General features: G+C 60.9%; 26 protein-coding genes. 6 read left to right on the top strand and 20 right to left on the bottom strand.

The window, feature by feature from the left end; all coding sequences use genetic code 11:
• Positions 1-2: 2 nt before the first annotated feature.
• The 3 genes from ACR0C6_RS02940 (at position 3) to ACR0C6_RS02930 (ending at position 3,101) form a co-directional block, all read left to right on the top strand.
• Positions 3-1,376 (top strand): pyruvate dehydrogenase complex E1 component subunit beta, encoded by a 1,374-nt coding sequence (locus ACR0C6_RS02940; protein ID WP_480445437.1) that lies wholly within the window; start codon positions 3-5, stop codon positions 1,374-1,376.
• A 14-nt stretch (positions 1,377-1,390) separates the two neighbouring features.
• Positions 1,391-2,704, top strand: coding sequence for a pyruvate dehydrogenase complex dihydrolipoamide acetyltransferase (locus ACR0C6_RS02935; protein WP_480445438.1), 1,314 nt, complete (start codon positions 1,391-1,393; stop codon positions 2,702-2,704).
• 226 nt (positions 2,705-2,930) lie between these two features.
• Entirely contained in the window at positions 2,931-3,101 is a 171-nt protein-coding gene (locus ACR0C6_RS02930) for a hypothetical protein (protein ID WP_171639288.1), read from the top strand.
• Between the two features lie 4 nt (positions 3,102-3,105).
• Here the strand turns inward: ACR0C6_RS02930 and cysE are convergent, their stop codons facing one another.
• On the bottom strand, positions 3,106-3,915 hold the full coding sequence (gene cysE / locus ACR0C6_RS02925) for a serine O-acetyltransferase (protein WP_171639287.1): 810 nt from the start codon (positions 3,913-3,915) through the stop codon (positions 3,106-3,108).
• An 83-nt stretch (positions 3,916-3,998) separates the two neighbouring features.
• On the opposite strand from cysE, the gene ACR0C6_RS02920 reads away from it, so the two are divergent.
• Positions 3,999-4,337 carry a TraR/DksA family transcriptional regulator gene (locus tag ACR0C6_RS02920; protein WP_171228355.1) on the top strand — a complete coding sequence of 113 codons (339 nt, stop codon included), beginning with the start codon at positions 3,999-4,001 and terminating at the stop codon, positions 4,335-4,337.
• Here the strand turns inward: ACR0C6_RS02920 and ACR0C6_RS02915 are convergent.
• From ACR0C6_RS02915 to ACR0C6_RS02840, 16 genes are all read right to left on the bottom strand, one after another.
• On the bottom strand, positions 4,318-4,614 hold the full coding sequence (locus ACR0C6_RS02915) for a DUF7742 family protein (protein ID WP_152458306.1): 297 nt from the start codon (positions 4,612-4,614) through the stop codon (positions 4,318-4,320). The genes ACR0C6_RS02920 and ACR0C6_RS02915 overlap by 20 nt on opposite strands.
• Positions 4,614-8,729, bottom strand: coding sequence for a baseplate multidomain protein megatron (locus ACR0C6_RS02910; RefSeq protein ID WP_480618192.1), 4,116 nt, complete (start codon positions 8,727-8,729; stop codon positions 4,614-4,616). Before ACR0C6_RS02910 ends, ACR0C6_RS02915 begins: the two co-directional genes overlap by 1 nt.
• Entirely contained in the window at positions 8,729-9,175 is a 447-nt protein-coding gene (locus ACR0C6_RS02905; RefSeq protein ID WP_480618190.1) for an NlpC/P60 family protein, read from the bottom strand. The genes ACR0C6_RS02910 and ACR0C6_RS02905 overlap by 1 nt, the downstream gene beginning before the upstream one ends.
• Positions 9,172-10,059 carry a DUF2163 domain-containing protein gene (locus ACR0C6_RS02900; protein ID WP_480618189.1) on the bottom strand — a complete coding sequence of 296 codons (888 nt, stop codon included), beginning with the start codon at positions 10,057-10,059 and terminating at the stop codon, positions 9,172-9,174. Before ACR0C6_RS02900 ends, ACR0C6_RS02905 begins: the two co-directional genes overlap by 4 nt.
• Positions 10,059-10,691 carry a DUF2460 domain-containing protein gene (locus ACR0C6_RS02895; protein WP_152458309.1) on the bottom strand — a complete coding sequence of 211 codons (633 nt, stop codon included), beginning with the start codon at positions 10,689-10,691 and terminating at the stop codon, positions 10,059-10,061. Before ACR0C6_RS02895 ends, ACR0C6_RS02900 begins: the two co-directional genes overlap by 1 nt.
• A 15-nt stretch (positions 10,692-10,706) precedes the next feature.
• The gene (locus ACR0C6_RS02890) at positions 10,707-11,369 is read right to left on the bottom strand and encodes a phage tail tape measure protein (protein ID WP_480445444.1); all 663 of its coding nucleotides are present in this window, start codon (positions 11,367-11,369) and stop codon (positions 10,707-10,709) included.
• Positions 11,356-11,565 (bottom strand): rcc01693 family protein, encoded by a 210-nt coding sequence (locus tag ACR0C6_RS02885; protein WP_152458311.1) that lies wholly within the window; start codon positions 11,563-11,565, stop codon positions 11,356-11,358. The genes ACR0C6_RS02890 and ACR0C6_RS02885 overlap by 14 nt, the downstream gene beginning before the upstream one ends.
• Complete coding sequence (locus ACR0C6_RS02880) at positions 11,562-11,882, bottom strand: gene transfer agent family protein (RefSeq protein WP_152458312.1); 321 nt, start codon at positions 11,880-11,882, stop codon at positions 11,562-11,564. The genes ACR0C6_RS02885 and ACR0C6_RS02880 overlap by 4 nt, the downstream gene beginning before the upstream one ends.
• Before the next feature lie 4 nt (positions 11,883-11,886).
• A complete protein-coding gene (locus ACR0C6_RS02875) occupies positions 11,887-12,300 on the bottom strand; it encodes a phage major tail protein, TP901-1 family (RefSeq protein WP_170343937.1) in 414 nt (137 codons plus the stop codon).
• Between the two features lie 20 nt (positions 12,301-12,320).
• Positions 12,321-12,734, bottom strand: a complete 414-nt coding sequence (locus ACR0C6_RS02870; protein ID WP_480618186.1) for a DUF3168 domain-containing protein — start codon at positions 12,732-12,734, stop codon at positions 12,321-12,323.
• Positions 12,731-13,069 (bottom strand): phage head closure protein, encoded by a 339-nt coding sequence (locus ACR0C6_RS02865; protein WP_480618184.1) that lies wholly within the window; start codon positions 13,067-13,069, stop codon positions 12,731-12,733. Before ACR0C6_RS02865 ends, ACR0C6_RS02870 begins: the two co-directional genes overlap by 4 nt.
• Entirely contained in the window at positions 13,066-13,665 is a 600-nt protein-coding gene (locus tag ACR0C6_RS02860; protein WP_171115395.1) for a head-tail connector protein, read from the bottom strand. The genes ACR0C6_RS02865 and ACR0C6_RS02860 overlap by 4 nt, the downstream gene beginning before the upstream one ends.
• 170 nt (positions 13,666-13,835) lie before the next feature.
• Positions 13,836-15,014, bottom strand: a complete 1,179-nt coding sequence (locus tag ACR0C6_RS02855; RefSeq protein ID WP_480618182.1) for a phage major capsid protein — start codon at positions 15,012-15,014, stop codon at positions 13,836-13,838.
• 34 nt (positions 15,015-15,048) lie between these two features.
• Positions 15,049-15,594, bottom strand: coding sequence for an HK97 family phage prohead protease (locus ACR0C6_RS02850; protein ID WP_480618181.1), 546 nt, complete (start codon positions 15,592-15,594; stop codon positions 15,049-15,051).
• A gap of 26 nt (positions 15,595-15,620) precedes the next feature.
• The gene (locus ACR0C6_RS02845) at positions 15,621-15,839 is read right to left on the bottom strand and encodes a GTA head formation protein, RCAP_rcc01685 family (RefSeq protein WP_480618179.1); all 219 of its coding nucleotides are present in this window, start codon (positions 15,837-15,839) and stop codon (positions 15,621-15,623) included.
• A complete protein-coding gene (locus ACR0C6_RS02840) occupies positions 15,832-16,992 on the bottom strand; it encodes a phage portal protein (RefSeq protein ID WP_480618178.1) in 1,161 nt (386 codons plus the stop codon). Before ACR0C6_RS02840 ends, ACR0C6_RS02845 begins: the two co-directional genes overlap by 8 nt.
• Before the next feature lie 179 nt (positions 16,993-17,171).
• Between ACR0C6_RS02840 and ACR0C6_RS02835 the strand changes: the two genes are divergently transcribed.
• Positions 17,172-18,140, top strand: coding sequence for a cation efflux transmembrane domain-containing protein (locus tag ACR0C6_RS02835; RefSeq protein WP_480618177.1), 969 nt, complete (start codon positions 17,172-17,174; stop codon positions 18,138-18,140).
• 19 nt (positions 18,141-18,159) lie between these two features.
• Here ACR0C6_RS02835 and ACR0C6_RS02830 read toward each other — a convergent pair whose 3' ends face one another.
• From ACR0C6_RS02830 to ACR0C6_RS02820, 3 genes are all read right to left on the bottom strand, one after another.
• The gene (locus tag ACR0C6_RS02830) at positions 18,160-19,518 is read right to left on the bottom strand and encodes a DNA-packaging protein (protein ID WP_480618176.1); all 1,359 of its coding nucleotides are present in this window, start codon (positions 19,516-19,518) and stop codon (positions 18,160-18,162) included.
• Positions 19,439-19,783, bottom strand: a complete 345-nt coding sequence (locus tag ACR0C6_RS02825; protein WP_480445457.1) for a hypothetical protein — start codon at positions 19,781-19,783, stop codon at positions 19,439-19,441. Before ACR0C6_RS02825 ends, ACR0C6_RS02830 begins: the two co-directional genes overlap by 80 nt.
• Before the next feature lie 199 nt (positions 19,784-19,982).
• Entirely contained in the window at positions 19,983-20,360 is a 378-nt protein-coding gene (locus tag ACR0C6_RS02820; RefSeq protein ID WP_171204959.1) for a VOC family protein, read from the bottom strand.
• Between the two features lie 39 nt (positions 20,361-20,399).
• Here ACR0C6_RS02820 and ACR0C6_RS02815 point away from each other — a divergent pair, with 39 nt between their 5' ends.
• The gene (locus ACR0C6_RS02815; protein ID WP_171362669.1) at positions 20,400-20,936 is read left to right on the top strand and encodes a winged helix-turn-helix transcriptional regulator; all 537 of its coding nucleotides are present in this window, start codon (positions 20,400-20,402) and stop codon (positions 20,934-20,936) included.
• The last annotated feature ends 42 nt before the right edge of the window (positions 20,937-20,978 follow it).

Raw genomic sequence — 20,978 nt, 5'->3', positions numbered from 1 at the left:
ACATGGCAACCGAAATTCTCATGCCCGCCCTTTCGCCCACGATGGAAGAGGGCACGCTGGCCAAATGGCTGGTCAAGGAAGGCGACACCGTATCCAGCGGTGACATCCTGGCCGAAATCGAGACCGACAAGGCGACAATGGAATTTGAAGCTGTCGACGAGGGCATCGTCGGCAAGATCCTGATCGCCGAAGGCACCGAAGGGGTCAAGGTGAACACCCCGATTGCGGTTCTGGTCGAGGAAGGCGAAGACGCCTCGGCCGTGACCGCGGCTGCACCCGCAGCCGCAGCGGTGGTCGAAGCCGCCCCTGCGGCGGTCGAGGCCCCCGCTCCTGCCGCTGCGGCCCCCGCTGCGCCGGTGGTCGACCTGTCGCCCGACTGGCCGGCAGATGCCGAGATGAAATCCGAAACCGTTCGCGAAGCTCTGCGCGACGCGATGGCCGAAGAAATGCGCAACGACGAAGATGTCTATCTGATGGGCGAGGAGGTCGCGGAATATCAGGGCGCATACAAGATTTCCCAGGGTCTGCTGGACGAATTCGGCCCCAAACGCGTGATCGACACACCGATCACCGAGCACGGCTTTGCCGGCATCGCCGTTGGGTCGGCCTTTGGCGGGCTGAAGCCGATCGTCGAGTTCATGACGTTCAACTTCGCGATGCAGGCGATCGACCAGATCATCAATTCGGCCGCCAAGACGCTGTACATGTCCGGCGGTCAGATGGGGTGTCCGATCGTGTTCCGCGGCCCCAACGGCGCCGCCGCGCGCGTGGCAGCCCAGCACAGCCAGGACTATGCCGCCTGGTACATGCAGATCCCCGGCCTGAAGGTGGTGATGCCCTATTCCGCAGCCGACGCCAAGGGCCTGCTGAAATCGGCCATCCGCGACCCCAACCCGGTGATCTTTCTGGAAAACGAAATCCTCTATGGTCGCACTTTCGACATGCCGCAGGTCGATGACCTGACCGTGCCGCTGGGCAAGGCCCGCATCTGGCGCGAAGGCTCGGACGTGACCATCGTCAGCTTCGGCATCGGCATGCAATACGCGCTGGAAGCCGCCGACAGGCTGGCCGAAGAAGGCATCAGCGCCGAGGTTATCGATCTGCGCACCATCCGTCCGATGGATACCGGTGCGATCATCAATTCGGTGATGAAGACCAACCGTCTGGTGACTGTGGAAGAAGGCTGGCCGCAAGGTTCGGTCGGCAGCTACATCTCATCCGTCGTGATGCAGGAAGCATTCGATTATCTCGACGCGCCGGTCATCAACTGCACCGGCAAGGATGTTCCGATGCCCTACGCCGCAAACCTCGAAAAGCTGGCCCTGGTCACTACGGACGAGGTGATCGAAGCCGTCAAACAAGTGACTTACCGGTAAGGAGCGACAGACAGATGCCCACCGAAATTCTGATGCCCGCCCTTTCGCCGACCATGGAGGAAGGCACGCTCGCCAAATGGCTGGTCAAGGAAGGCGACACCGTCTCCTCCGGCGATCTGCTGGCCGAGATCGAAACCGACAAGGCCACGATGGAGTTCGAAGCCGTCGATGAAGGCATCGTCGGCAAGATCCTGATCCCCGAAGGCACCGAAGGGGTCAAGGTCAACACCGCCATCGCGATTTTGCTGGAAGATGGCGAAAGCGCCGATGACATCGCCGCGGCCCCGGCCAAGACCCCGGAGGCTGCCCCCGCAGCCGACCCGGGCAACGAGGCCGCCGCCCCTGCGGCGTCCGAGGCGCCCGCCCCTGCCCCTGCGCCGGCCGCTCCGGTCAAGGCGGATGGCGGTCGCATCTTTGCTTCCCCTCTGGCCCGACGGATCGCTGCGCAGAAAGGCCTCGATCTGGCACAGATCACAGGCTCTGGCCCGCATGGCCGCATCGTCAAGGCGGATGTCGAAGGCGCGACGGCCACTGCGACGCCTCCTGCCCCGGCAGCCGCAGCGGCCGCGCCTGCGACCGCACCGACGGCGGCCTCTGGACCGTCCGCCGATATGGTCGCGCGGATGTATGAGGGCCGCGAGTACGAAGAAATTCAGCTCGACGGTATGCGGAAAACCATCGCTGCGCGACTGGGCGAGGCCAAACAGACCATCCCGCATTTCTACTTGCGCCGTGACATCAAGCTGGATGCGCTGCTGAAGTTCCGCAGCCAGTTGAACAAGCAGTTGGAAGGCCGTGGCGTGAAGCTGAGCGTCAACGACTTCATCATCAAGGCCGTCGCCAACGCGCTTCAGCAGGTGCCCGAATGCAACGCCGTCTGGGCGGGTGACCGCGTGCTGCAACTCAAGCCGTCGGACGTGGCCGTAGCGGTCGCGATCGAGGGCGGGTTGTTCACCCCGGTTCTTCAGGACGCCGACATGAAATCTCTGTCGGCGCTTTCGACCGAGATGAAGGATCTCGCCGCCCGTGCCCGCGAGCGCAAACTGGCACCGCACGAGTATCAGGGTGGCACGTTTGCCATCTCGAACCTCGGCATGTTCGGCATCGACAATTTCGACGCCATCGTGAACCCGCCTCATGCCGGCATTCTGGCGGTGGGTACCGGCGTGAAAAAGCCCGTTGTCGGGGATGATGGAGAACTGACGGTGGCAACCGTAATGTCCGTTACCATGTCCGTCGATCACCGCGTCATCGACGGCGCGCTGGGGGCAGAACTGCTCAAGGCTATTGTCGACAACCTGGAAAACCCGATGGTCATGCTGGCCTGACAACCCAAAGAATACCCGCGCCCCGGACAGCCGGAGCGCGGGCAGCCTCAAGTGTTTGCATTGAATTGAACTTGCGTGATCGGGGCACCGATTGCCCGATGTATCCAAGCGCCCCACTTCCTTCCTTTAGAAGCAGACGGAAGGCAGGTGCGCGATGCTCTCAAGAAATCTCATTCTCAGCCTGACTGTTTTGGCGATACCCGCAGCCACGGCACCTGAATGTGCCATGGCAAAGCCCAACAGCTATACGGGTGAGCATTCAAAGTTCAAGCCAAACGATCCGGCCGCGATTGCCCGGCAGAAAGCCGCACAGGACAGACGGCTAGAGCTTCGCAAACAAAAACGGGAAGAACAGCGGCGCAAGCGGTTGGACAAACGCGCCAACCGCTCTCGCTGAGCTGTTACTGATCCTTGCCCAGCATATGATCCATCGAGATCGAAGGCTGGTCGCACCCGGCTTCCCCCACGATCTTGGCGGGGATACCGGCGACCGTCTTGCAGGGCGGCACCTCTTGCAGCACCACCGAACCTGCGGCGATGCGGCTGCAATGGCCAATGGAGATATTGCCCAGCACCTTGGCCCCGGCCCCGATCAGAACACCGTCTCCGATTTTTGGATGACGGTCTTCTTCTTCCTTGCCGGTTCCGCCCAGCGTCACCGAGTGCAGCATCGACACGTTGTCGCCCACCACTGCTGTCTCGCCAATCACGATGGAATGGGCATGGTCGATCATGATGCCCTTGCCGATTTTGGCTGCCGGGTGAATGTCGATCCCGAAAATCTCGGATGAGCGCATCTGGAAGAAATAGGCCAGATCATAGCGCCCCTTGCGCCACAACCAATGGGCCACGCGATATGCCTGCATGGCCTGGTACCCTTTGAAATACAGGATCGGCTGCAACAGCCGATGACAGGCCGGGTCACGTTCGTAAACGGCCATAAGGTCCGCCCGAGCAGCTTCGAGCAAACCCGGATCGTCGGCATATGCCTCATCCACGATTTCACGCAGAACCATCATCGACATTTCGTTCGAGCACAGCTTCGCCGCCACCCGATATGAAAGCGCGCGTTCAAGGCTGCGGTGATGCAGGATACAGGCGTGCACGAGCCCCCCCATGAGGGGCTCTTTCTCGACGGCCGCATGGGCCTCGGATGTGATACGGGTCCAGACCGGATCAACCGGTGTCACATGGCTGCGCTTTTCGAACATGGCTTTGATCCTTTGCTGCGCCTAGAATGCCATTTAGTGGCAAAAAGACCAAACGCAAACCCATGATCGGTCATGTAACGAAAATGAATGAGTCAGAGCGCACCCATTTCGAAACACGAATTCGCGAGCGATTGGCGGAATTGCAGCAGATGTCAGCTTCGGGGCAGCAGGCCCAGGCCGTTGTCGAGCTGGATCAACAGGCCGTTGGACGGCTGAGCCGCATGGATGCGCTGCAAAATCAGGCCATGGCCAAGGCACAGCAGGCCAATCGCGATGTGGAAACACGCCGGCTTCTGGCCGCGTTGGACCGGCTTGAAGCGGGCGAGTTCGGATATTGCGAAGACTGCGGCGAGCGGATTCCGGATGGGCGGCTGACTCTGGATCTGGCCGCCAGCAAATGCGTCAGCTGCGCGTCCGGCTAGCCTGAAATCTCGCAAGCTGGTGCAGAACCATCTCAAAACACTGGCAATATTGCAGATCGTCAAACCCGGGTTCATCGGCCAGGGCCCTGTTTCGCGCAACGGCCATGAGAGAACCATTGCCGTAAACCGGGTGGAGCTTGCCCGTGCGCTCCAAATGCCTATCGGCCAATTCCGCCTCGTGGATCATCCGCACACACAAAGCCCCCCTGTCCGGCTGCGGCACGGCCAGCAAGGCGCGCGCCGCAGCACTGACATCTCCATGCAGAACCGGCCGCATCAGGCAGCTTGCCCAACCGCAAGACGCGACCAGGCACCCGGTCCGAATACAGCAGATACCTGGGCCACTTCGACCTCATAGCCCCCGGACAGACCATCCGCCGCTTTCATGGCCGTCGAATAGGTCCACCTTGGTTCGGATGTCAGTTCTTCACGCAGAACGGTTCCACCCGCAACGACACGGACCAGGTAGGATTCGGTTTCTTCGCCCAGGGAAATCTCCAGCCCCGACCAGTCATCCGCATCCGTTCGGGCACGTCGGATCCACGTAAGCTCATCCCCGGCGGCACCAGACCGAACCCGCATGTGCACAGGCGCATAGGGGCGCAATCCGTTGCCTGCAAACGAGGCAATCAGATGTTGATAGGACGGATCATCATAGCCGCGGGTCGCAGGCCCAATGCGATAATGTTTGGCAAGACGCCTTTCGTTTCGCAGCAGGCTGATCTGTTGCACCCTGTCATTCAGCAGCACGAATACCGATCCATCCGGCCAGACATCAGGCATCAAGGCGTCTGTTCCCAGTTGACCCCTGAGCCGCCCGGACAACGCGTATACATCCGGGGCCTCGAGCGCCGCGTCAGCGAACTGAAAAACCTCCCAGTTACCGGGTGTTCCGTCACCGATTGCAGCCAGATTGACGCCATTCATCACCGAGCTGCGCGGGCGGGATTCCAACTGACCTGCAAGCAGTTTGACCTTCAAGGCAGGGCCCTCATCCCAGACACCGACACTGGCGCGTCTCAGCGGTGTTTCAGTCACGCCGACCACTGCCCGCTGTGCAATGACGTCGCTCAGGCGATAGCTATCGTCACTGGACGAGGAATAGACTGTTGCCGCCCCGGGCCATGGATCCCCGGTAACGGCCAGATAGGGCGCATGAGGGGCCTCGGCCCCCGTGATCAAGGGCAGATCCAGAAAAACCGGCAGCACGGGGACCGGCGCCGCATAGGGTTTGACCGTTGCCGGGTCGTAATTCAATTCGGACGCTTTGTACACGCCCTGTTCGATCCGGACCGCTTCAACCAGTTGCAGGTCGGCGGATTCCAACCGGTCGATCCGGTACACCGGCCCGGTTTCAGCATCCGTCAAACGAACCAGATCCCCTGCCCCCAGGTGCATTTGAGACGGCGGAAGCGCAAACCGAACCGTATCACGGGAAACTCTGGCTTCGCTCAACCAGCGTTCGGCCGTTTGCCGCCCTTCGGTGCGGGTCATGGACAGAGGCATTTCATTCACGGATACGGAATGGGTGCGATCATCGGGCAGAACCGCCTCTTCCGCGACGACATCATGATCCGCGTCCGACTGAACAAAGCGCAGACGAACGCGCCCGGTCATTTCGGCCTCGGCCTCGCGCCGGTGTTCGACCGTGCCCTCAAGATCGCTGCTGATCGCCAGATGGTCGGGGTTCAAGGCAACAGCGCCGTACCCGTCGCGCATCTGGAACTTCAACACTCCATCCCTTTCGATCGCATCAAACCCATAGCGCAGCATCAGCGGCTGCAAGGCGGAACGGGCGTTCGTCACGTCTTCGATGACATACCCGCGGACCACACCGTACAGACCAGAGACGTCTATATCCGTGACACCTGCACCGTGGCAGATTTCGGTCACCACGGAGGCCAACGTACGAGACCCGGACCGACCGTTCAGCCAGTGCCCTCTGGGATAGTTCTCGCCATCGTCCCACTGGCTTTTCAGGTTCGGAAAGGTCGGAAACGGGCGGGTATCCCATGCCCAGACATACGCGTTTGCCATGTCCAGCATCGGCGCGCCGTAGATGCCCGAGATCGGATTGACCTTCGGATCGCTCCAATAGCCAAGCATCGCCGTCAGATACTGAACCTGAATGAAGTCGTCGCGCAGCCCGTTTGAATACGCGGGCAACAGCGATTCCGATGACTTCGGGTCCAGGAATTTGTTCGGCTGGTTCGTGCCCTTGTCGATTGCCGCACACCCCAACTCGGTGAACCAGATCGGTTTCGATCCGGGCACCCAATCGGTCGGGTTGGGTTGACGCACGCCTCCGATCCGTTCGTGATGCGGATTCGACCACCAGTTGCGCAGGTCCTTGTATCTCCAGATCCACGGCTCGTCATGCCCCTGATCTTCGATCGGAGTCCTGATCTGCGCCTCCGCCTCTTCCGGAGAGGCGTAGTACCAGTCATACCCTTCACCGCCTTCGATATTGCTGCGAAGATACCCCAGGTCGTAGATCGAAGGCGCGCCGGCCTCGGCGTCCAGATGGTTTTCACCGTCGCGCCAATCGGACAACGGCATGTAGTTGTCGATGCCGATGAAATCGATGTTGTCGTCCGCCCAGAGAGGGTCGAGGTGAAAATACCTGTCGCTGGTGCCCTTTGGCTGGTATCCGAAATACTCGCTCCAATCCGCTGCATAGCCGATTTTGGTGTTCGGCCCCAGAATTTGACGCACCTCGGCCGCCAAGGCGCGAAGTTGTACAACGGCCGGAAAGCCCGAAGCCCCTCTGATCTGGGTCAGGCCACGCATCTCGGACGAGATGCAGAACGACGAAACGCCGCCGGCAGCCTTGCACAGCATGGCATAGTGCAGAATGAAACGCCGCAGGCTCCATTCCTGAGGGCCGGAATATGTGATGATTTCTTTGGCCGTGACACCGCTGTCCCCCAGCAGCCCGCCAAAGGTACCGCCCCCGGAGACCCAAGTTAAACCGGTATCCCCTCCGTCGTCAGGCCGACCACCCGGTCTGGGCCTGACCAGACCACCCGAGCCACTGCCGGTGCCGCCCGATCCGTTCGTATCCTGGTTGATCGCAAAATCCTGTGCACGTGCTGTTCCGAAGAACGCGGCGACCTGTGCATCGGCCGATGCCGTCTGGTCCGCAGAACCCGGACGCCCCGGCGCCACATCGAGGGTGATCCGCCCACGCCATGGCAGGTGATGCTGACTTGACGCATCCGACCAGGGATCAGGCAGCCCGTTCCCCGGCAATTGCTCCATCAGGATGAATGGGTAAAGCATCACCCGTTTGCCGGATTGGTTCAGATGCCGGATCGCCTCGACCACGGCCGCATCGGCCGGAGTCCCCCCATAGACCGGGCGGCCGTTCTGTCGCACCACAAGCCCGGCGTCACTTCGGGCCTGATCAGATACGATCCAGGGCATATCGCTGCTGTCGTTCTCGCGCTGTTCGATCTTTGGCCGGATCTTGCAATGTCCGCATCTCAGGTCATCGCCGAACCACGACACCACCAATGATGCAGCATCGCAATTGGGCAACTCGCTTTCCAGCGCTCGGGTCGAGGAGACAAGATCCGAGGTGCCTGACGCGGAATGTGCGTTTGCAGGCCAGCTCTTGCCAGATTGTGAATAATTCACCTGAGAGCTGGCCAGAGCGTATTCTCCGGTCCCCGGTATCATGGCGACCCCGCGCACGATCTGAGGCAATGCACTGCCGTGATCGGGCATGTCCCGCTGCGTGGGGCGCACAACTTCAAATGAAAACTGCGGCACCCGGTTGCCAAAAGCGCCGAGCGGGAAGTCCTCGATCACGACATAGGCGGTTCCGCGATATGCTGGAACCGTTCCAGCGCCTTCCATCGCCTCGATCAGAGGATCCGGCAACTGATCCCACGTGCCATGATAAACCCGCATGTTGAGGCTGGATCGATCTTGTTCTTCTCCATCCGCCCAAATCCGCGCGACATCGGCAATCTCACCGGCGCCGACCGCAATCGCCATCGAAATCGAGTAACTGTACGTGACCGTAGTCACCTCAGGGGTTTTGGGTTTCCCCTTGCCTCCGCCGCCGCCACCCTCTGTGGTGGTCGCCTGGGTCTCCAGAAAATCCGAAGCCCAAATGACCTGACCACCCACACGCATACGGCCAAACACGGTGGTCACCGGCGCACCTTCGCCAGTTTCCGTCAACCGAAACCGATCCATGCGGCCGGTTTCGACGACCTCACTGCCGCTGCCCATAACGGACTGGTTAAAGAACTTCTGATCAAGGACCCGCCCGACCGTCGCACCGACGGCCCGACCGATAATCGCGGTTGAAAGGCCCGCAACCGTGCCCCCGATCGAACCGCCCAGCGCGGCCCCGGCTGCAGAAAGAAGAATAGTGGCCATCAATACATCTCCATCGGGAATTCGAAACAGGAAACGATACGACGGTACCAGGGCCTGCTCAGTGCGTTTTCCACCACGCCGTGTCCGGAATACGCGTGAATAAAGCGGGGCTCGGGGTGCGTGGTACTGACGATGCCCAGATGCTTGGCGACGCTTGCGTCGCGCATCCGAAACAGCAGAACATCCCCCGATGCCATCTTGCCTATTGGTTTTTCGACCAGATGCCGCCTGGCAGCCACCCACATCCGTTCCTCACCCTGCGGTTCGGACCAGTCCATGCTGTAGGCCGGAACAGATTCTGGTTCCCGCCCGATCACGGCGCGCCAAACGCCGCGCAACAGGCCCAGACAATCCGCACCGGCACCTTTGGCCGAGGCCTGATGCACATAAGGCGTTCCAAGCCAATTGCGCGCCTCTGTCACAATATCCTCTCTACGTATCGTCATCGTAAGCTGCCTCCGCTATTGGCTTTGCTTTTCTTGGGAACAGCCATGACCCAGTCTTCGCCCGGAAGATCTGGAAACCCTTGAAAATTCAGAAAGTTGTTGAACTTGAACTGGCAGGTTTCCATGCGTTTGTCGCATCCTGCCCGCAGTTTCACACTGTCGCCGATCGCCAGGCTTGCCCCGAAACCGGACCAAAGCGTGATCTCGCGCCCGGTTGCCGTCTGCCTGTCATTCTTGATCGAAGACCACAACCCCTTGGCAGAACCGGACAAAACATCCACGCGCCCCCGTTCGAACCAGCCTTCTTCAATGGTCTGGCCTCCTACAACATGCAAAAGGGTGCCGCCATCGAAACCCGAGATCACACCGTCGAACCAATACCCCGGCGTGTCGGTGTTGAACCGGCAGGCCCGATCCCCCAACACAGCCGTGCAAGGCTTTTGGTAAACGCGCCCCAAAGGGCGGTTCAGCAAGTCGGTCAGGCCACGCAATTCCGCATGGAACGCGCCGCCAGAGCGGCGCAATTCACCGATAGAACCACGGAACTGAAGGACGCGCTGATCCAGATCTGCCCAATTGACAAGCCAGGCGCGCACTTCGGCCCCGTCAAAACGCCCCGCTTCGATATCCTCGTCGCGAATGGCCGCGTCAGACAGGGCGCCCATCGCTTCCGTGTTGTCGATGGACAGGCCCGTGGCCTGCTCGATGGCGGCGGCCGTCAGGCCGGTACTGGCCTTGAAGGTCAACCCGTCAAAACTCAGCTCCGTGTCGTGGTCGGTGAAACCGTATTCCTGCCCGTCCGTGCGTTTGATCGCCCAACAGCGGCAGACCGTTGTCAACCCGCTTTGCAGATGCGCGTGCAGACCCTTAATATCTTCAGCCATCAGATGCGCACCTCGACCACTGGAACGTTCGGTACGTCGCCGGCCTGGAAACTGGCAACACTGGTCTGGATTTTGTCGGTGTCAAAACGCACCGGCACATCAAACTCAAAACCCGCGGTGATATCGACCTCTTCCGGCGGTGGGTCCGCGAACGTGACCCTGCCCGTCGTCAGATCAACGTCAAAATCCACGCCCTCGCGGACCTCATCCTGATCCAGCCCCAGACGCACCGTCCCCAATACCGGTTTCACGATGGGGCGCGCATAGCTTACCCCACCCGATTGGTAGGTCTTGATCAACTGGAATTCGGTGCGTGTTCCGTCGCCTTTCGCGATCACCTGATCTCCGAAATTGATGTCCGCCGTGGCCTTGCCGGATTTGAAATCCGACCAGTCTTTCCAGCGAAAGCCGAACATCTGGCCCTGCCGCGCTTCGAAGAACGAAATCAGTGTCTCGATGTCGTCCAGCGACCGCATCCCCAGCCCCGCATCATATCGGCGACGCGAATGGGCCCAGGGCGTGTTGCGCTCTTCAAAACCATTGGCCAGCGTCACGATGTCCGTGCGCCGTTCCGGCCCCCCGACCGAGCCAAAGCTCAGGCTGGCGGGAAATCTCACCTCGTGGAAATTCATCAGCTGCTCCCTGATTTACCTGTTGCGATTGCCGCGCCCCAGCGCGCGACTCATCTGGGCCGCAATCTGCCCCTGAGAGCGGCGGAACCCCTGCACGTCAGGTGTCGAAATGTTCATCACCACATTCACGGCACGCCCGGCACCCTGCGTCCGCACGCCCAGCTTGCCATCGGCCCCGCGCGCAAGCGGCATGATCGCCTCTGGCCCGGCTTCTCCCATCAGCCCGGTGCCGCCACGCATGGGAAACATGGTCGGGCCGCTGACCACACCGCCATTGGCGAAGGGCATCACCCGGCCCTGGCTGAAGCTGCCGCCATCGGCAAAGGGCAGAATTCCTTTCACCAACCCGCCGACCGTGTTGGCCAGCATGCCGCCAAAGTGGTCCGTCACCGGCTTGATCGCAGCCGCATAAGCCGTTTGGATCAAAGAGTTCTTCAGGACATCCAACGCACCGGAAAGGCTCATCCCATCCAGAACGACACCATCGAAGGCCTTGCGCAATCCGCTGGACATGCCGCGCTCCAGCGTGGCGACATCCTTGCCGGTCTCTTCAAATGCGGCGCTGATGCGCTTCATCTGGCTGTCAAACGCTGCCGCCATAGTCGCAGCATCGCCGAGGGAATCGCCCAGCGCTTCGCCTCGTTCTTGCAGGTCCTCAAACCCGTCACGATCTGTCATCACGCTCTCCTTGTGTCTTGTCCGGATAGGCGGCCAGCAAAGCGTCCAACCCCGCCCGGTTCATTGCGGGCGCTCCGGAACCCTGCCCCAGCATCAGCCGCAGCTCTGCCGGGGTCAGACGCCAGAATTGATCCGGCGTCAGTCGCAGCCCCAGAAATCCGGCCCGCATCAGGGCAGGCCAGTCGAACCCGCTCATGCGCCCTCCGGCACCATGAAGGCGCGCGCCAACAATTCGGCTGCTGTTCTGGCGGCCGCCATGGGGCCGCCTTCGATCTCGGCATGCATCAGGTCGGCCCGGGCAATGTTCCAGCCACCGCCCCGCAAACCGGCAACGATCAGCGCCAGAACATCCGCACTGGAATACGCACCGCCCTCAAATCGCTGCACCAGCTCAACCAGCGACCCAGCATTCAGCTCCTGCTCCAGCTCCGCCAAAGCACCAAGCGTCAGTTTGAGCACCCGCTGCTCGCCATCGATGGTCAGCGCCACCTCGCCTGTCCACGGATTGGCCATCGGATCAAAGCGCCGTAAAGGTCAGAGCACCGGCACTGGCCATGCTCATCTCATAGGTCGCCTCACCGTTGTGCGAGCCCGCATATTCGATGCTGGTCACCTGGAACGGGCCTTCTACAATCCCGAAATCAGGGATGATGACCTGAAAGGCCGGAGTTTCGCCATCAAAGAACAACTGCCGCGCGCGTTCATCCGTGCCAGCATCCTTGAACACGCCCGAGCCAGAGATAGAAGCCGATTTGACCCCCGCCCCGGACAAAAGCTCGCGCCATCCACCCTGGCTTTCCAGACTGGTGACATCCACACTTTCAGCATTGAAACTTATGCGCGTGGCCCGCAGCCCCGCGATGGTCTGGAACAGGCCGGTACCGTTCATATCCATTTTGACCAACAGGTCTTTTCCGTTCTGGGCAGCCATGTGCTCTCTCCGTTGATTGCTTAGTCATCTTCCACGCGGGCGCGGAACTTCATGTCGATCTGGCGGATGGTGCCGCCGGTCCCGGTGCGCCGGGCCGAGGCCCGCTCGAACCACAGCCCCACCAAACGCCCGCGAACCAGGTTAAGTGGCGCGTTTTCCAGCGCGTCACACACCGCGCCCGCCAGTGTTTTGGCAGCACCGAACCCTGCCTCCTGGGACACCACCGAAACGGTGAAGCGGTGTATCGCGCCCGCGCCTGTTCGGTCCGACGCGTCGCGCACCTCTTCGGGGCCCAGCGTCACATAGGTCTGCGGCACGGTTCCCGCGGGCACGGCATCATAGATCGCGCCCCCCGATTGGCTGCTGACTGCTGCGTCCGCTGAAAGCTGTTGATACACGGCCGCCTGCAAAGCGGCGGAAACGCCATAGCTCATGCCGCCACCTCTTCATCTGCGAAACAGGTCAGGAACTTGCCGCGCGGGTCATGCTCGGCCACGGCCCGGATTACGAAACAGCGATTTCCCTCGCGAAACCGCTGATCTGGCGCGGGGCGCACCGAAGATCCCATGGGCGCACCACGTACCACGATGCGGTACCCGACACGCGAAACGGACGCTCCGGCGATCTGCCGTTCGGCCCCACTGCGCGCCGTCACCTCGGCCCATAGTGTCCCCATCGCGGCCCATGTTTCGGTATAGCCCCCCGACCCATCAGCACTTCGCATTGGCGCCTCCAGCACCAATTTACGGCTCAGATGCGGCGTATTCATTGCGATACCCCCGCCCCGAAACGCACCATGCGATAGCGCTGGATCAGGCTAGTGACACCAAAGGGCATACATCCAGCGCCCAATGAGGTTTCATCCCGGTATTCATAGTAATGCGCCGCCAGCAGCAGCACGGCTTGCCCAAGATCGGCGGGCAACCCGCCCCAATCCTGCGCCATCCCCGCGACAAACGAAATCTTTACGGAACCACCCGTTTCGATGGCAGGCAGGCTGGATCCCAATGGGCGAATCCGGGGCCGCTGACTATCATGCTCCAGGCGATAGGTCGCGGCGTCCGCGACCGTTTCGGCTCCTTGCTTGTCAGTCAGCGTCACGGCCTGCACTGAAACCACCGGGGCCACAGGCAGCACTTCGCCCGACGGGTCGCGCCACCTGTTCAAACTCCACGAGAAATCCCGTGTGATCAGAACCGTGCCAGTGCGTGCCTCGATCGCCGCGATGGCAGCCCGCAGGAACCCCTTCAACACTTCATTCTGCACATCATCTTCGGCAAAGCCCGTGCCCAACCTCAGATGCGCCTTGAACTGATCCACCGGCAGCGCCGCATCCGCGATGGCGGTCTCTTCGATCAACATCATCCACTCACTCCGCAATCTCGGACCCCTCCAGGGCCCCATCCTTGGAAAATGGCGGGCACGCGCCGCCCCACGTTGCTCGGACGGAGGGGAGCAGCTAGACAACGCAGAGGATCTCACTCCGGCCCGCGCCCGCCGTCCGAGGGGCCAGGGCCCCCCGGATTCAGCCCGCGTTAGGCGGTGCCGAATTTCACCAGCTTGATCGCAGCAAAATCGCTGACATCGCCGCCGACGCGCTTGGTCGCGTAGAACAGGACATGTGGCTTGGCGCTGAACGGGTCGCGCAGCACGCGCAGATCAGGACGCTCGGCAATGGTGTAACCAGCCTGAAAGTCACCAAAGGCAATCGAGAAACTGTCGGTTTCCACATCCGGCATGTCCTCGGCGATCAGAACCGGATACCCCATCAGACGCGCCGGCTCACCTGCGGCCAAACCATCGGACCACAGGAAGCGGCCATCGCTGTCCTTCAGCTTGCGGATCACACCTGCGGTCTTCGAATTCATCACGAAAGTCCCGTTGACCCGGTACTGCGCGCCCAGCGCATAAACCACATCGACAATCGCATCCGCATCAATACCCGCATCAATTCCGGTCGCGACATAGCCAAGGCTGCCCCACGACCAGCCATCATTCGGCACCGCTCGGTGGATCATCAACCCCTTGGGCTTGTCGACGCCATCGCCGTTGATGAATGCCGCCGCCTCGGCGCGTGCAAACTTGTCGGCAATGCGCCCGGCCAGCCAACCTTCGACGTCGAAGGCACTGTCATCCAGCAGACGCTGCGACGCCTTGGGCAGCGCGCTCAGCTCGTGCAGCGGGATCGAGATGCGATCGATCGACGGTGTTCCGGTTTCCGCTGTGGCCGAGTTTTCGTCAGCCCAGCCCGCACCTACATCGGTGTGATCGATCAGCACGTCGAACGAATTTGCCTCGACATTCACGACCGATGCAATCGAACGGATCGAGGCGGTCGAGTTCAAAACCGACTTGATCGTCTCGGCAGTCTGCGGATCAACCAGATAGCCACCATCGCTGTTGACCGCTGTTGACAGGGACTTGGCCTCCATCTCGAGTCCACGCAGCCCGTCATCTTCGCCGGACCGCACATAGGCGTCAAATGCCTTCTGATGCGGGGCTCCCTCTTCGATCGAAGCGGCAAGATGCGGGCGTGCCGCGATTGTTGATTTACGATCCAGCATGGTCAGTCGCTCTTCTGTCTGTTGCAGTTTGGTGTTAACTTCGGCTTTCAGGCCCTTGAATTCATTCACGAAGCCAGCCATCGCCTGCTTCACCTCCTGAACCAGGGGCGCACCCTCTCCGGTCAAGGCCGGGGTTTCGGTCTTGCTCATCAGCATGTCCTGTTCTGAGTGGTTTTGAGGCGCGCTAGTTCCGCGCCAGCTCCTGCCGGGCATCGTTGAATACGTCGGCAATACAGCGCAGGGCTTCCTCGGCGTCAGGTGTCCTTCCCTTCGCCGCCACCCGCGCACTGGGCAGCATCGGGAAGGTCACCAATGACACCTCCCACAGCTCCAGTTCGGTCAGGACCCGCTGGCCCTTGTCATTCTTCACGGCCCGTTTGGTGCGGTAGCCGATCGACAGACCATCCATCGCACCTGCCCGGATCAATTCTGCCGCCTCGCGGCCCTTCTGCGTGCTCTCCAGCAGACGCCCCTTGACCCACAGGCCCTTGTCGTCCTCGCGTACGTCGTCCCACACGCCGATGGGCTGGGCCGGATCATGCTGCCACAGCATCTTGACGCGCTGCTCCGCCCTGGCCAGCCTGTCAAGCGAACCGCGATAGGCGCCACGCTGCACCACGTCACTGCCCTGATCGACCTGCCCAAACAGGCTGGCATAGCCTTCGATTACCGCATCATCCGTAACCGACAAACCGTCGCCGAACCGTGCGAACTTATGTTCTAAATCCATGAACTTCTCCATGTAACCCATTGAACTCATGGCGATACAACCAAGAGGGATTGAAACGCCTGTGCCAGGATCACCGCCGCCACGCCATAAACCGTCAGCCACAGCCGGCGCTCCAGCCGCTCCATCATCTCTTCGATCTGATCCAGACGCCGACACAGATGTGCATGCTGGATCTCGGCCACCCGTTCGTGCGCGGCCAGACGCAGGCCAGGCGCGCATTCAAACGGAGGATACCCATCACCCATCGGCGCGCTCCGGCAGCCCCAGCAAAGCACGCTTCTCGGCGTCCGTCAGGAATTCGGCCCCGTTGACCCGCGCCCATTGCGCATCACGCTCCGCCGAAAGCGCGGGCACCTGATCCAGATCGGGCTTCAGCATCAAATCCTCACCGGTAAAGCCCACCAGCCACTCCGACACCGCCGCCGCCACCCGCGTCACCAGGGGCAACACGGTCAGGCGATAAAACGCCCGGTTGGCCTCCTGATAGTTCGAATAGGTCGCGTCGCCCTGGATCCCCAGCAGCATCGGCGGGACCCCAAAGGCCAGCGCGATCTCGCGGGCGGCGGCTTCCTTGGTCTTCTGAAACTCCATGTCCGAGGGCGAAAAGCCCATCGGCTTCCAGTCCAATCCCCCCTCCAGAACCATCGGCCGGCCCGCATTGCGTGCCCCGCGATAGTTCTGTTCGATCTCATCCGACAGACGCCGGAACTGATCCTCGGCCATCACCCCGTGACCATCGCCCTTCCACACCAGCGCCCCCGATGGCCGCGCCGCATTGTCCAGCAGCGATTTCGACCACCGCGACGCGCTGTTATGCACATCAATCGCCATCGCCGCTGCCTGCATCGGCGAGAACCCATAGTGGTCATCCTGCGGATGGAACGATTTGATATGACAGATGTTTTCCGCTGCGAAGCGATGCTTTTTACCACCCACCGCATAGTCATATGCCTTGGGCCAGCCATCCGCGCCCGGCACCACGCTCATCCGGTCGGAACGCAATACATGCAGTTCGACCGGCAGGCCTTCCTCTGCCTGAACCGCCTCGACATAGGCATTGCCCGACAGCAGTAACTGCCCGAACAGAGCCTCCATCAACTCCGCTTGCCCCTGCGCCGCATTCGGACGACGCATCAGGGACAAGATCGGATGGGTATCAAACCGCTGCGCCTGATCCTGCAACACCAACGGCAAAGCCGCCGCCGCCTCGGCAATCAGCTTGACGGAACGAAACCCCACCGGGTTCCCTGAAAACCCCGTCCGCGTCAGCGACACCGCGTCCCTGGGGCTCCAGGCCACGCGCCCGCCCGTCTGCCACGCCACCACCGGCCCAGCCGCGCTTGCTTTTGCCTCGGGCGCCGCTTCAGCCGATCCACGACGCAAGAAATCGAATACCATCTGTGCTCCTTTCTGCCGCCGCTCTGCCCGGCTTGTTGAAAGGAGTTATGACGGAAAGAAGTTTAAGCCTCGGGAATGGGGCGTACGGGGGTTGGGCAACACGAGCAACCAAAGTGGGTGGCGAATTCCGAATGGATGGCTATTGGTAGAAGTACTGAAAGCAATCCGGGACCGATCGAATGACCCAGCCAGAATTGGCCATCAGAAAACGACTGGAAAGCCGCGCACTCGTAGTGGCAATGGGGGGAAATCTCTTCATGGGTGCTGCAGGAATCCTGGCCAGCATTCTGTCGAATTCGAACGCGATCATGATGGACGGACTGTTCTCACTGATCGGTTTTACTTCAGCCGTTCTCGGCCGAAGGATCAGCCAACGAATTGATGCTGGACCCGACAAGCTACGACCGTTCGGCTATGCCGCAGACGAGGCCATCTTTTCAACACTCCGCTCTCTATCCCTTTTGGGTCTTGTATTGTTTGCTATCACCAGCGCCCTCAAAAGCATCTACAACTATCTGAACGGCCTGCCCCCCGAGCCTCTGAGCTTTGCGCCAATGATCCTCTATTTCTCGGGGATTGGACTGACCTGCACCTTGCTCTGGGCCTTTCATCATTTCACCTGGCGTCGCATCGGACGAAACAGCGCAATCCTGCGACTGGAGGCCAAAGCGGCGCTTTTTGACGGGATGATCACTGCGGCGGCAGGCATCGGCCTGGCTGCCATCTACTATTTCAGGGAAGGACCACTTGCCTTGATCGCTCCGATCGGGGACTCCGTGATTGTCCTACTGCTTTGCCTGCTGGCCCTCGGGGCGTATATCCGTGAATTCAAAGGCGGATTGGGCGAGCTTGCGGGGTTAAGCGCCAACCCCGCCACTATTGCGACCGCGCGCCGCGCCGTACGTGCAACTCTCATTGAAGATGGCGGCCGGATCCGGGATCTGTCTGTTACCAAACTGGGCCGATCCCATTTAGTGACTGTCTACTATGACCCATGTCGCTCCGTTTTCGCGCACGAAATCGACCGCCTCAATCTGGATTTGATACGTGATGTTCGAACCGTATTGGCCGGGGCTGACGTTCTGCTGATTGTCTCTGAACACCCCAGACGATGGCCAGATGAACTCGCCCCTGTCCAAAGCGCTTGATGTGTTTGCCGCACTGGGCTTACAAAATCCGCACCCTCGGCCGCCGATACGCCCCCGCGGGCCCTACAACCAACTCATGCAGCGCCCAGACCAGCGCGTCGACGCGGTCGGGCGAGCCCTGCCCCTCGAACCCGCGCGCGGTCATCTGGCACATCTGTTCCTCCAGCGCGTCCAGCCCGGCCACATGGAGCACCCGCCCCTGTTCGTACAGCGCCGCCACCGGCTCTGCCCGCGCCACCTTGCCGCGGGACGCCCGCACCGCCCGAAACGCGACCAGAGGGTCCACCTGCCGTACCACCTCTTCCACCAGCTGCCCGCCTTGGTTGACCTCGGCCACCAGCCGTTCGGCCCCGAATTCGTCCATCGCGTCAATCGCCGCCTGCGCCCAGCCCGCCGGGCCGACGCCCTGCACCGTCCGATCAGCCAGCACATAGGCGCGCCACTCCTCGGGCGGGCCTTGCAATTGCGCGCCCACCACCACGATCCCGCAGGCATCGGCGCTTGACCCCGCCGTCACCGCCGGGTCCAGCGCCACAACGACGCGGTCCAGGTCCGGCACCTGCGAACAGCGTGCGTCATCCAGCGTGGATCCGGTCCACAACGCCCCTTCGGCATCGGCCAGCAACACCCCGTCCAGCTCCTGCCTCCCCAGACGCGTGCCCGCATAACGCGCACGCACCTCTTGCAGGAACGAGTCCGCCAGATTGGCCCGGTTCGCCTCGGTCGGAGCATGGGTCTGCACCGTGGACGGCGAGGCCAACAGATCCTTCAGCACCTTCACGTTGCGCGGCGTCGTGGTCACACAGACCCGAGGTTGATCCCCCAGCCGCAGCGCAAATTGAAGCATGTCCCAGGTCTCGCCCGCCTTCTTCCACTTGGCCAGTTCATCCACCCATGCCGCATCGAATTGCGGGCCGCGCAGCCCCTCGGGATCATGCGCCGAAAACGCCTGCGCCTCGGCCCCGTTGGGCCAGATCAGCTTGCGCTCTGATGCCTTCCACTGCGGCCGACGATCCGGAGGCGAGCATTGCAATATCCCGCTGTCGCCAAAAATCATCACATCGCGCACCTGATCAAAGGTCTCGCCGACCAAGGCCACCCGACGGGCCTGGCCCTTATCCAATGGCAAAGACCCCTCGACCATCGACCGTACCCACTCGGCCCCGGCGCGCGTCTTGCCCGCACCGCGCCCGCCCATGATCACCCAGGACCGCCAGTCGCCCTCGGGTGGCAGCTGATGCGGCAGCGCCCAGAATTCGAACAGGAAAGGGAGGGCACACAGCCCTCCCTCCCCGATCTCACTCAGAAATCTGTTCTGCGCCGCAACAGGCGCGGAGGCGAGCCAGCCTGCACCCGACTTCAAACCGAGCTCGGTCAAGATCGAGCGCGTACCCTCCTTGGGCAATTCCGGCTTGTCTGTGATGTTGTTCGACAAAGCTTGTCTCCACTTTCTGACAACTTCGGATCAGCCCCTCTAACTGCCCGAGTTGCTTGGCTGAACCAGCAAGATCTACATCCTCCCCGGCTCCGATCTGTTTGCGCAGGTCTTCCGCCGCTTGCCGCAGATCGCGAATGGACCTCTCAAGCGACTGCAACAATTCAGCCGTCTGGGAAATCCGCTCTTCCGGGGTAATCAAAGTCATGTTTGCCTGTGACCTCATGCGTGAGTTTTCTCCGCACGAGGGAAGCAAAAAACGGCCACCGGGTCGCCCCGGGGCCGTTGCCCACTTCCTCTAGCATGTCACAAGCTATACGGTATTAAGTGCGCAAAGTCAATGAGTTGCGCAACGCCAGCGCAACGCGCAGCGGTCGCTGTGTTGAGTTTTCCTTTACCTCTTACTCTCAGCTCTGGCCTGTCAAATCCTGCGCCAGCATCAGCGCATTCCTATCCGGATCGTAAAACGTTGCCGTGCTGACCATCCCCTCAATCGTGTCCGTTTCACCGTCAAATTCCACTCCTGCAAGTTCCAACTTTCCGCGCGCCTCCGCGATATCCGCGACTTCGAAAACAGGCACGCAATTCCCCGGAGAGGCTTCGGCCTGTTCGCCCAGCCCCAAAGTGACTCGGTCGACATTGGTTCGCAATTCGCTCCATCCCGCTTCATCAATGTGGTGGATAAGCTCAAATCCCAGCTTGGCGGCATACCATTCCGCACTGGCGTGTCGATCCCGAACGGACATCGCAAGTGTGATGGTGTTTTTCAATGAAACGAGCGACATAAGGCTTTCCCTTTTTGAAAAATATATTTACTATACTTTATGGACATAAATACACTTGTCAAGCTGACATCGCGGGCTTGGTCCCTGAAAATTCTTGCCCTGCTGCACGCCAAAGTTCCGGGCCGGCAAGCCCCGCTTTTGGCAGCGACCGACGCAAGCCGAACGGCCTTTGCAGCCAGCCTTTCTCATCTTATTGAACTTGGAATGATCGAAAGAAACCCCGGACATGGGCACCCTCTGCGTCCAGAATTTCGACTTACGCCATTCGGAACCGAGGCTGCCACGATCGCCAGCAAGATAATTACTACCGCCCGCTCTGAGGATGAAATCAGACTGCTAAGAAAATCCTGGACTGTGCCAGTTCTGGCGTTGACAGGTACCCCTCATCGTTTCTCGGCCATCAAATCTGGTCTTACGATCATTACAGATCGGGCGCTGTCCTCATCCCTTCACCAATTGGAAGCACAAAACTGGATCCGACGCGACATTCACACTGCCGAGAGGATGCCATTTCCAACCTATCAGGCCGTGAATACTGGAATGGCGATCAACAGGGCCGTTGGTTTTACGCTGTAATTCAATGGCAGTCTGGTGCCGCGAACAGTGCCTTATTCGACT

The sequence above is a fragment of the Ruegeria sp. AL12 genome (assembly GCF_056540885.1).
Note: the sequence above shows the minus strand (reverse complement) of the source record. Positions and strands in the feature narration are given on the sequence as shown.

What these genes read in the sequence shown, in the direction of transcription:
- ACR0C6_RS02845 (WP_480618179.1), bottom strand. Translation starts at nt 15,839, where the DNA reads ATGGGTGATGGGTATCCTCCGTTTGAATGCGCGCCTGGCCTGCGTCTG.
- ACR0C6_RS02885 (WP_152458311.1), bottom strand. Translation starts at nt 11,565, where the DNA reads ATGAGCGGGTTCGACTGGCCTGCCCTGATGCGGGCCGGATTTCTGGGG.
- ACR0C6_RS02855 (WP_480618182.1), bottom strand. Translation starts at nt 15,014, where the DNA reads ATGAGCAAGACCGAAACCCCGGCCTTGACCGGAGAGGGTGCGCCCCTG.
- ACR0C6_RS02895 (WP_152458309.1), bottom strand. Translation starts at nt 10,691, where the DNA reads ATGAATTTCCACGAGGTGAGATTTCCCGCCAGCCTGAGCTTTGGCTCG.
- ACR0C6_RS02825 (WP_480445457.1), bottom strand. Translation starts at nt 19,783, where the DNA reads ATGACTTTGATTACCCCGGAAGAGCGGATTTCCCAGACGGCTGAATTG.
- ACR0C6_RS02880 (WP_152458312.1), bottom strand. Translation starts at nt 11,882, where the DNA reads ATGGCCAATCCGTGGACAGGCGAGGTGGCGCTGACCATCGATGGCGAG.
- ACR0C6_RS02910 (WP_480618192.1), bottom strand. Translation starts at nt 8,729, where the DNA reads ATGGCCACTATTCTTCTTTCTGCAGCCGGGGCCGCGCTGGGCGGTTCG.
- cysE (WP_171639287.1), bottom strand. Translation starts at nt 3,915, where the DNA reads ATGTTCGAAAAGCGCAGCCATGTGACACCGGTTGATCCGGTCTGGACC.
- ACR0C6_RS02850 (WP_480618181.1), bottom strand. Translation starts at nt 15,594, where the DNA reads ATGGATTTAGAACATAAGTTCGCACGGTTCGGCGACGGTTTGTCGGTT.
- ACR0C6_RS02840 (WP_480618178.1), bottom strand. Translation starts at nt 16,992, where the DNA reads ATGGTATTCGATTTCTTGCGTCGTGGATCGGCTGAAGCGGCGCCCGAG.
- ACR0C6_RS02820 (WP_171204959.1), bottom strand. Translation starts at nt 20,360, where the DNA reads ATGTCGCTCGTTTCATTGAAAAACACCATCACACTTGCGATGTCCGTT.
- ACR0C6_RS02865 (WP_480618184.1), bottom strand. Translation starts at nt 13,069, where the DNA reads ATGAATACGCCGCATCTGAGCCGTAAATTGGTGCTGGAGGCGCCAATG.
- ACR0C6_RS02890 (WP_480445444.1), bottom strand. Translation starts at nt 11,369, where the DNA reads ATGACAGATCGTGACGGGTTTGAGGACCTGCAAGAACGAGGCGAAGCG.
- ACR0C6_RS02935 (WP_480445438.1), top strand. Translation starts at nt 1,391, where the DNA reads ATGCCCACCGAAATTCTGATGCCCGCCCTTTCGCCGACCATGGAGGAA.
- ACR0C6_RS02860 (WP_171115395.1), bottom strand. Translation starts at nt 13,665, where the DNA reads ATGATGTTGATCGAAGAGACCGCCATCGCGGATGCGGCGCTGCCGGTG.
- ACR0C6_RS02875 (WP_170343937.1), bottom strand. Translation starts at nt 12,300, where the DNA reads ATGGCTGCCCAGAACGGAAAAGACCTGTTGGTCAAAATGGATATGAAC.
- ACR0C6_RS02920 (WP_171228355.1), top strand. Translation starts at nt 3,999, where the DNA reads ATGAATGAGTCAGAGCGCACCCATTTCGAAACACGAATTCGCGAGCGA.
- ACR0C6_RS02900 (WP_480618189.1), bottom strand. Translation starts at nt 10,059, where the DNA reads ATGGCTGAAGATATTAAGGGTCTGCACGCGCATCTGCAAAGCGGGTTG.
- ACR0C6_RS02835 (WP_480618177.1), top strand. Translation starts at nt 17,172, where the DNA reads ATGACCCAGCCAGAATTGGCCATCAGAAAACGACTGGAAAGCCGCGCA.
- ACR0C6_RS02815 (WP_171362669.1), top strand. Translation starts at nt 20,400, where the DNA reads ATGGACATAAATACACTTGTCAAGCTGACATCGCGGGCTTGGTCCCTG.
- ACR0C6_RS02915 (WP_152458306.1), bottom strand. Translation starts at nt 4,614, where the DNA reads ATGCGGCCGGTTCTGCATGGAGATGTCAGTGCTGCGGCGCGCGCCTTG.
- ACR0C6_RS02940 (WP_480445437.1), top strand. Translation starts at nt 3, where the DNA reads ATGGCAACCGAAATTCTCATGCCCGCCCTTTCGCCCACGATGGAAGAG.
- ACR0C6_RS02930 (WP_171639288.1), top strand. Translation starts at nt 2,931, where the DNA reads ATGGCAAAGCCCAACAGCTATACGGGTGAGCATTCAAAGTTCAAGCCA.
- ACR0C6_RS02870 (WP_480618186.1), bottom strand. Translation starts at nt 12,734, where the DNA reads ATGAGCTATGGCGTTTCCGCCGCTTTGCAGGCGGCCGTGTATCAACAG.
- ACR0C6_RS02905 (WP_480618190.1), bottom strand. Translation starts at nt 9,175, where the DNA reads ATGACGATACGTAGAGAGGATATTGTGACAGAGGCGCGCAATTGGCTT.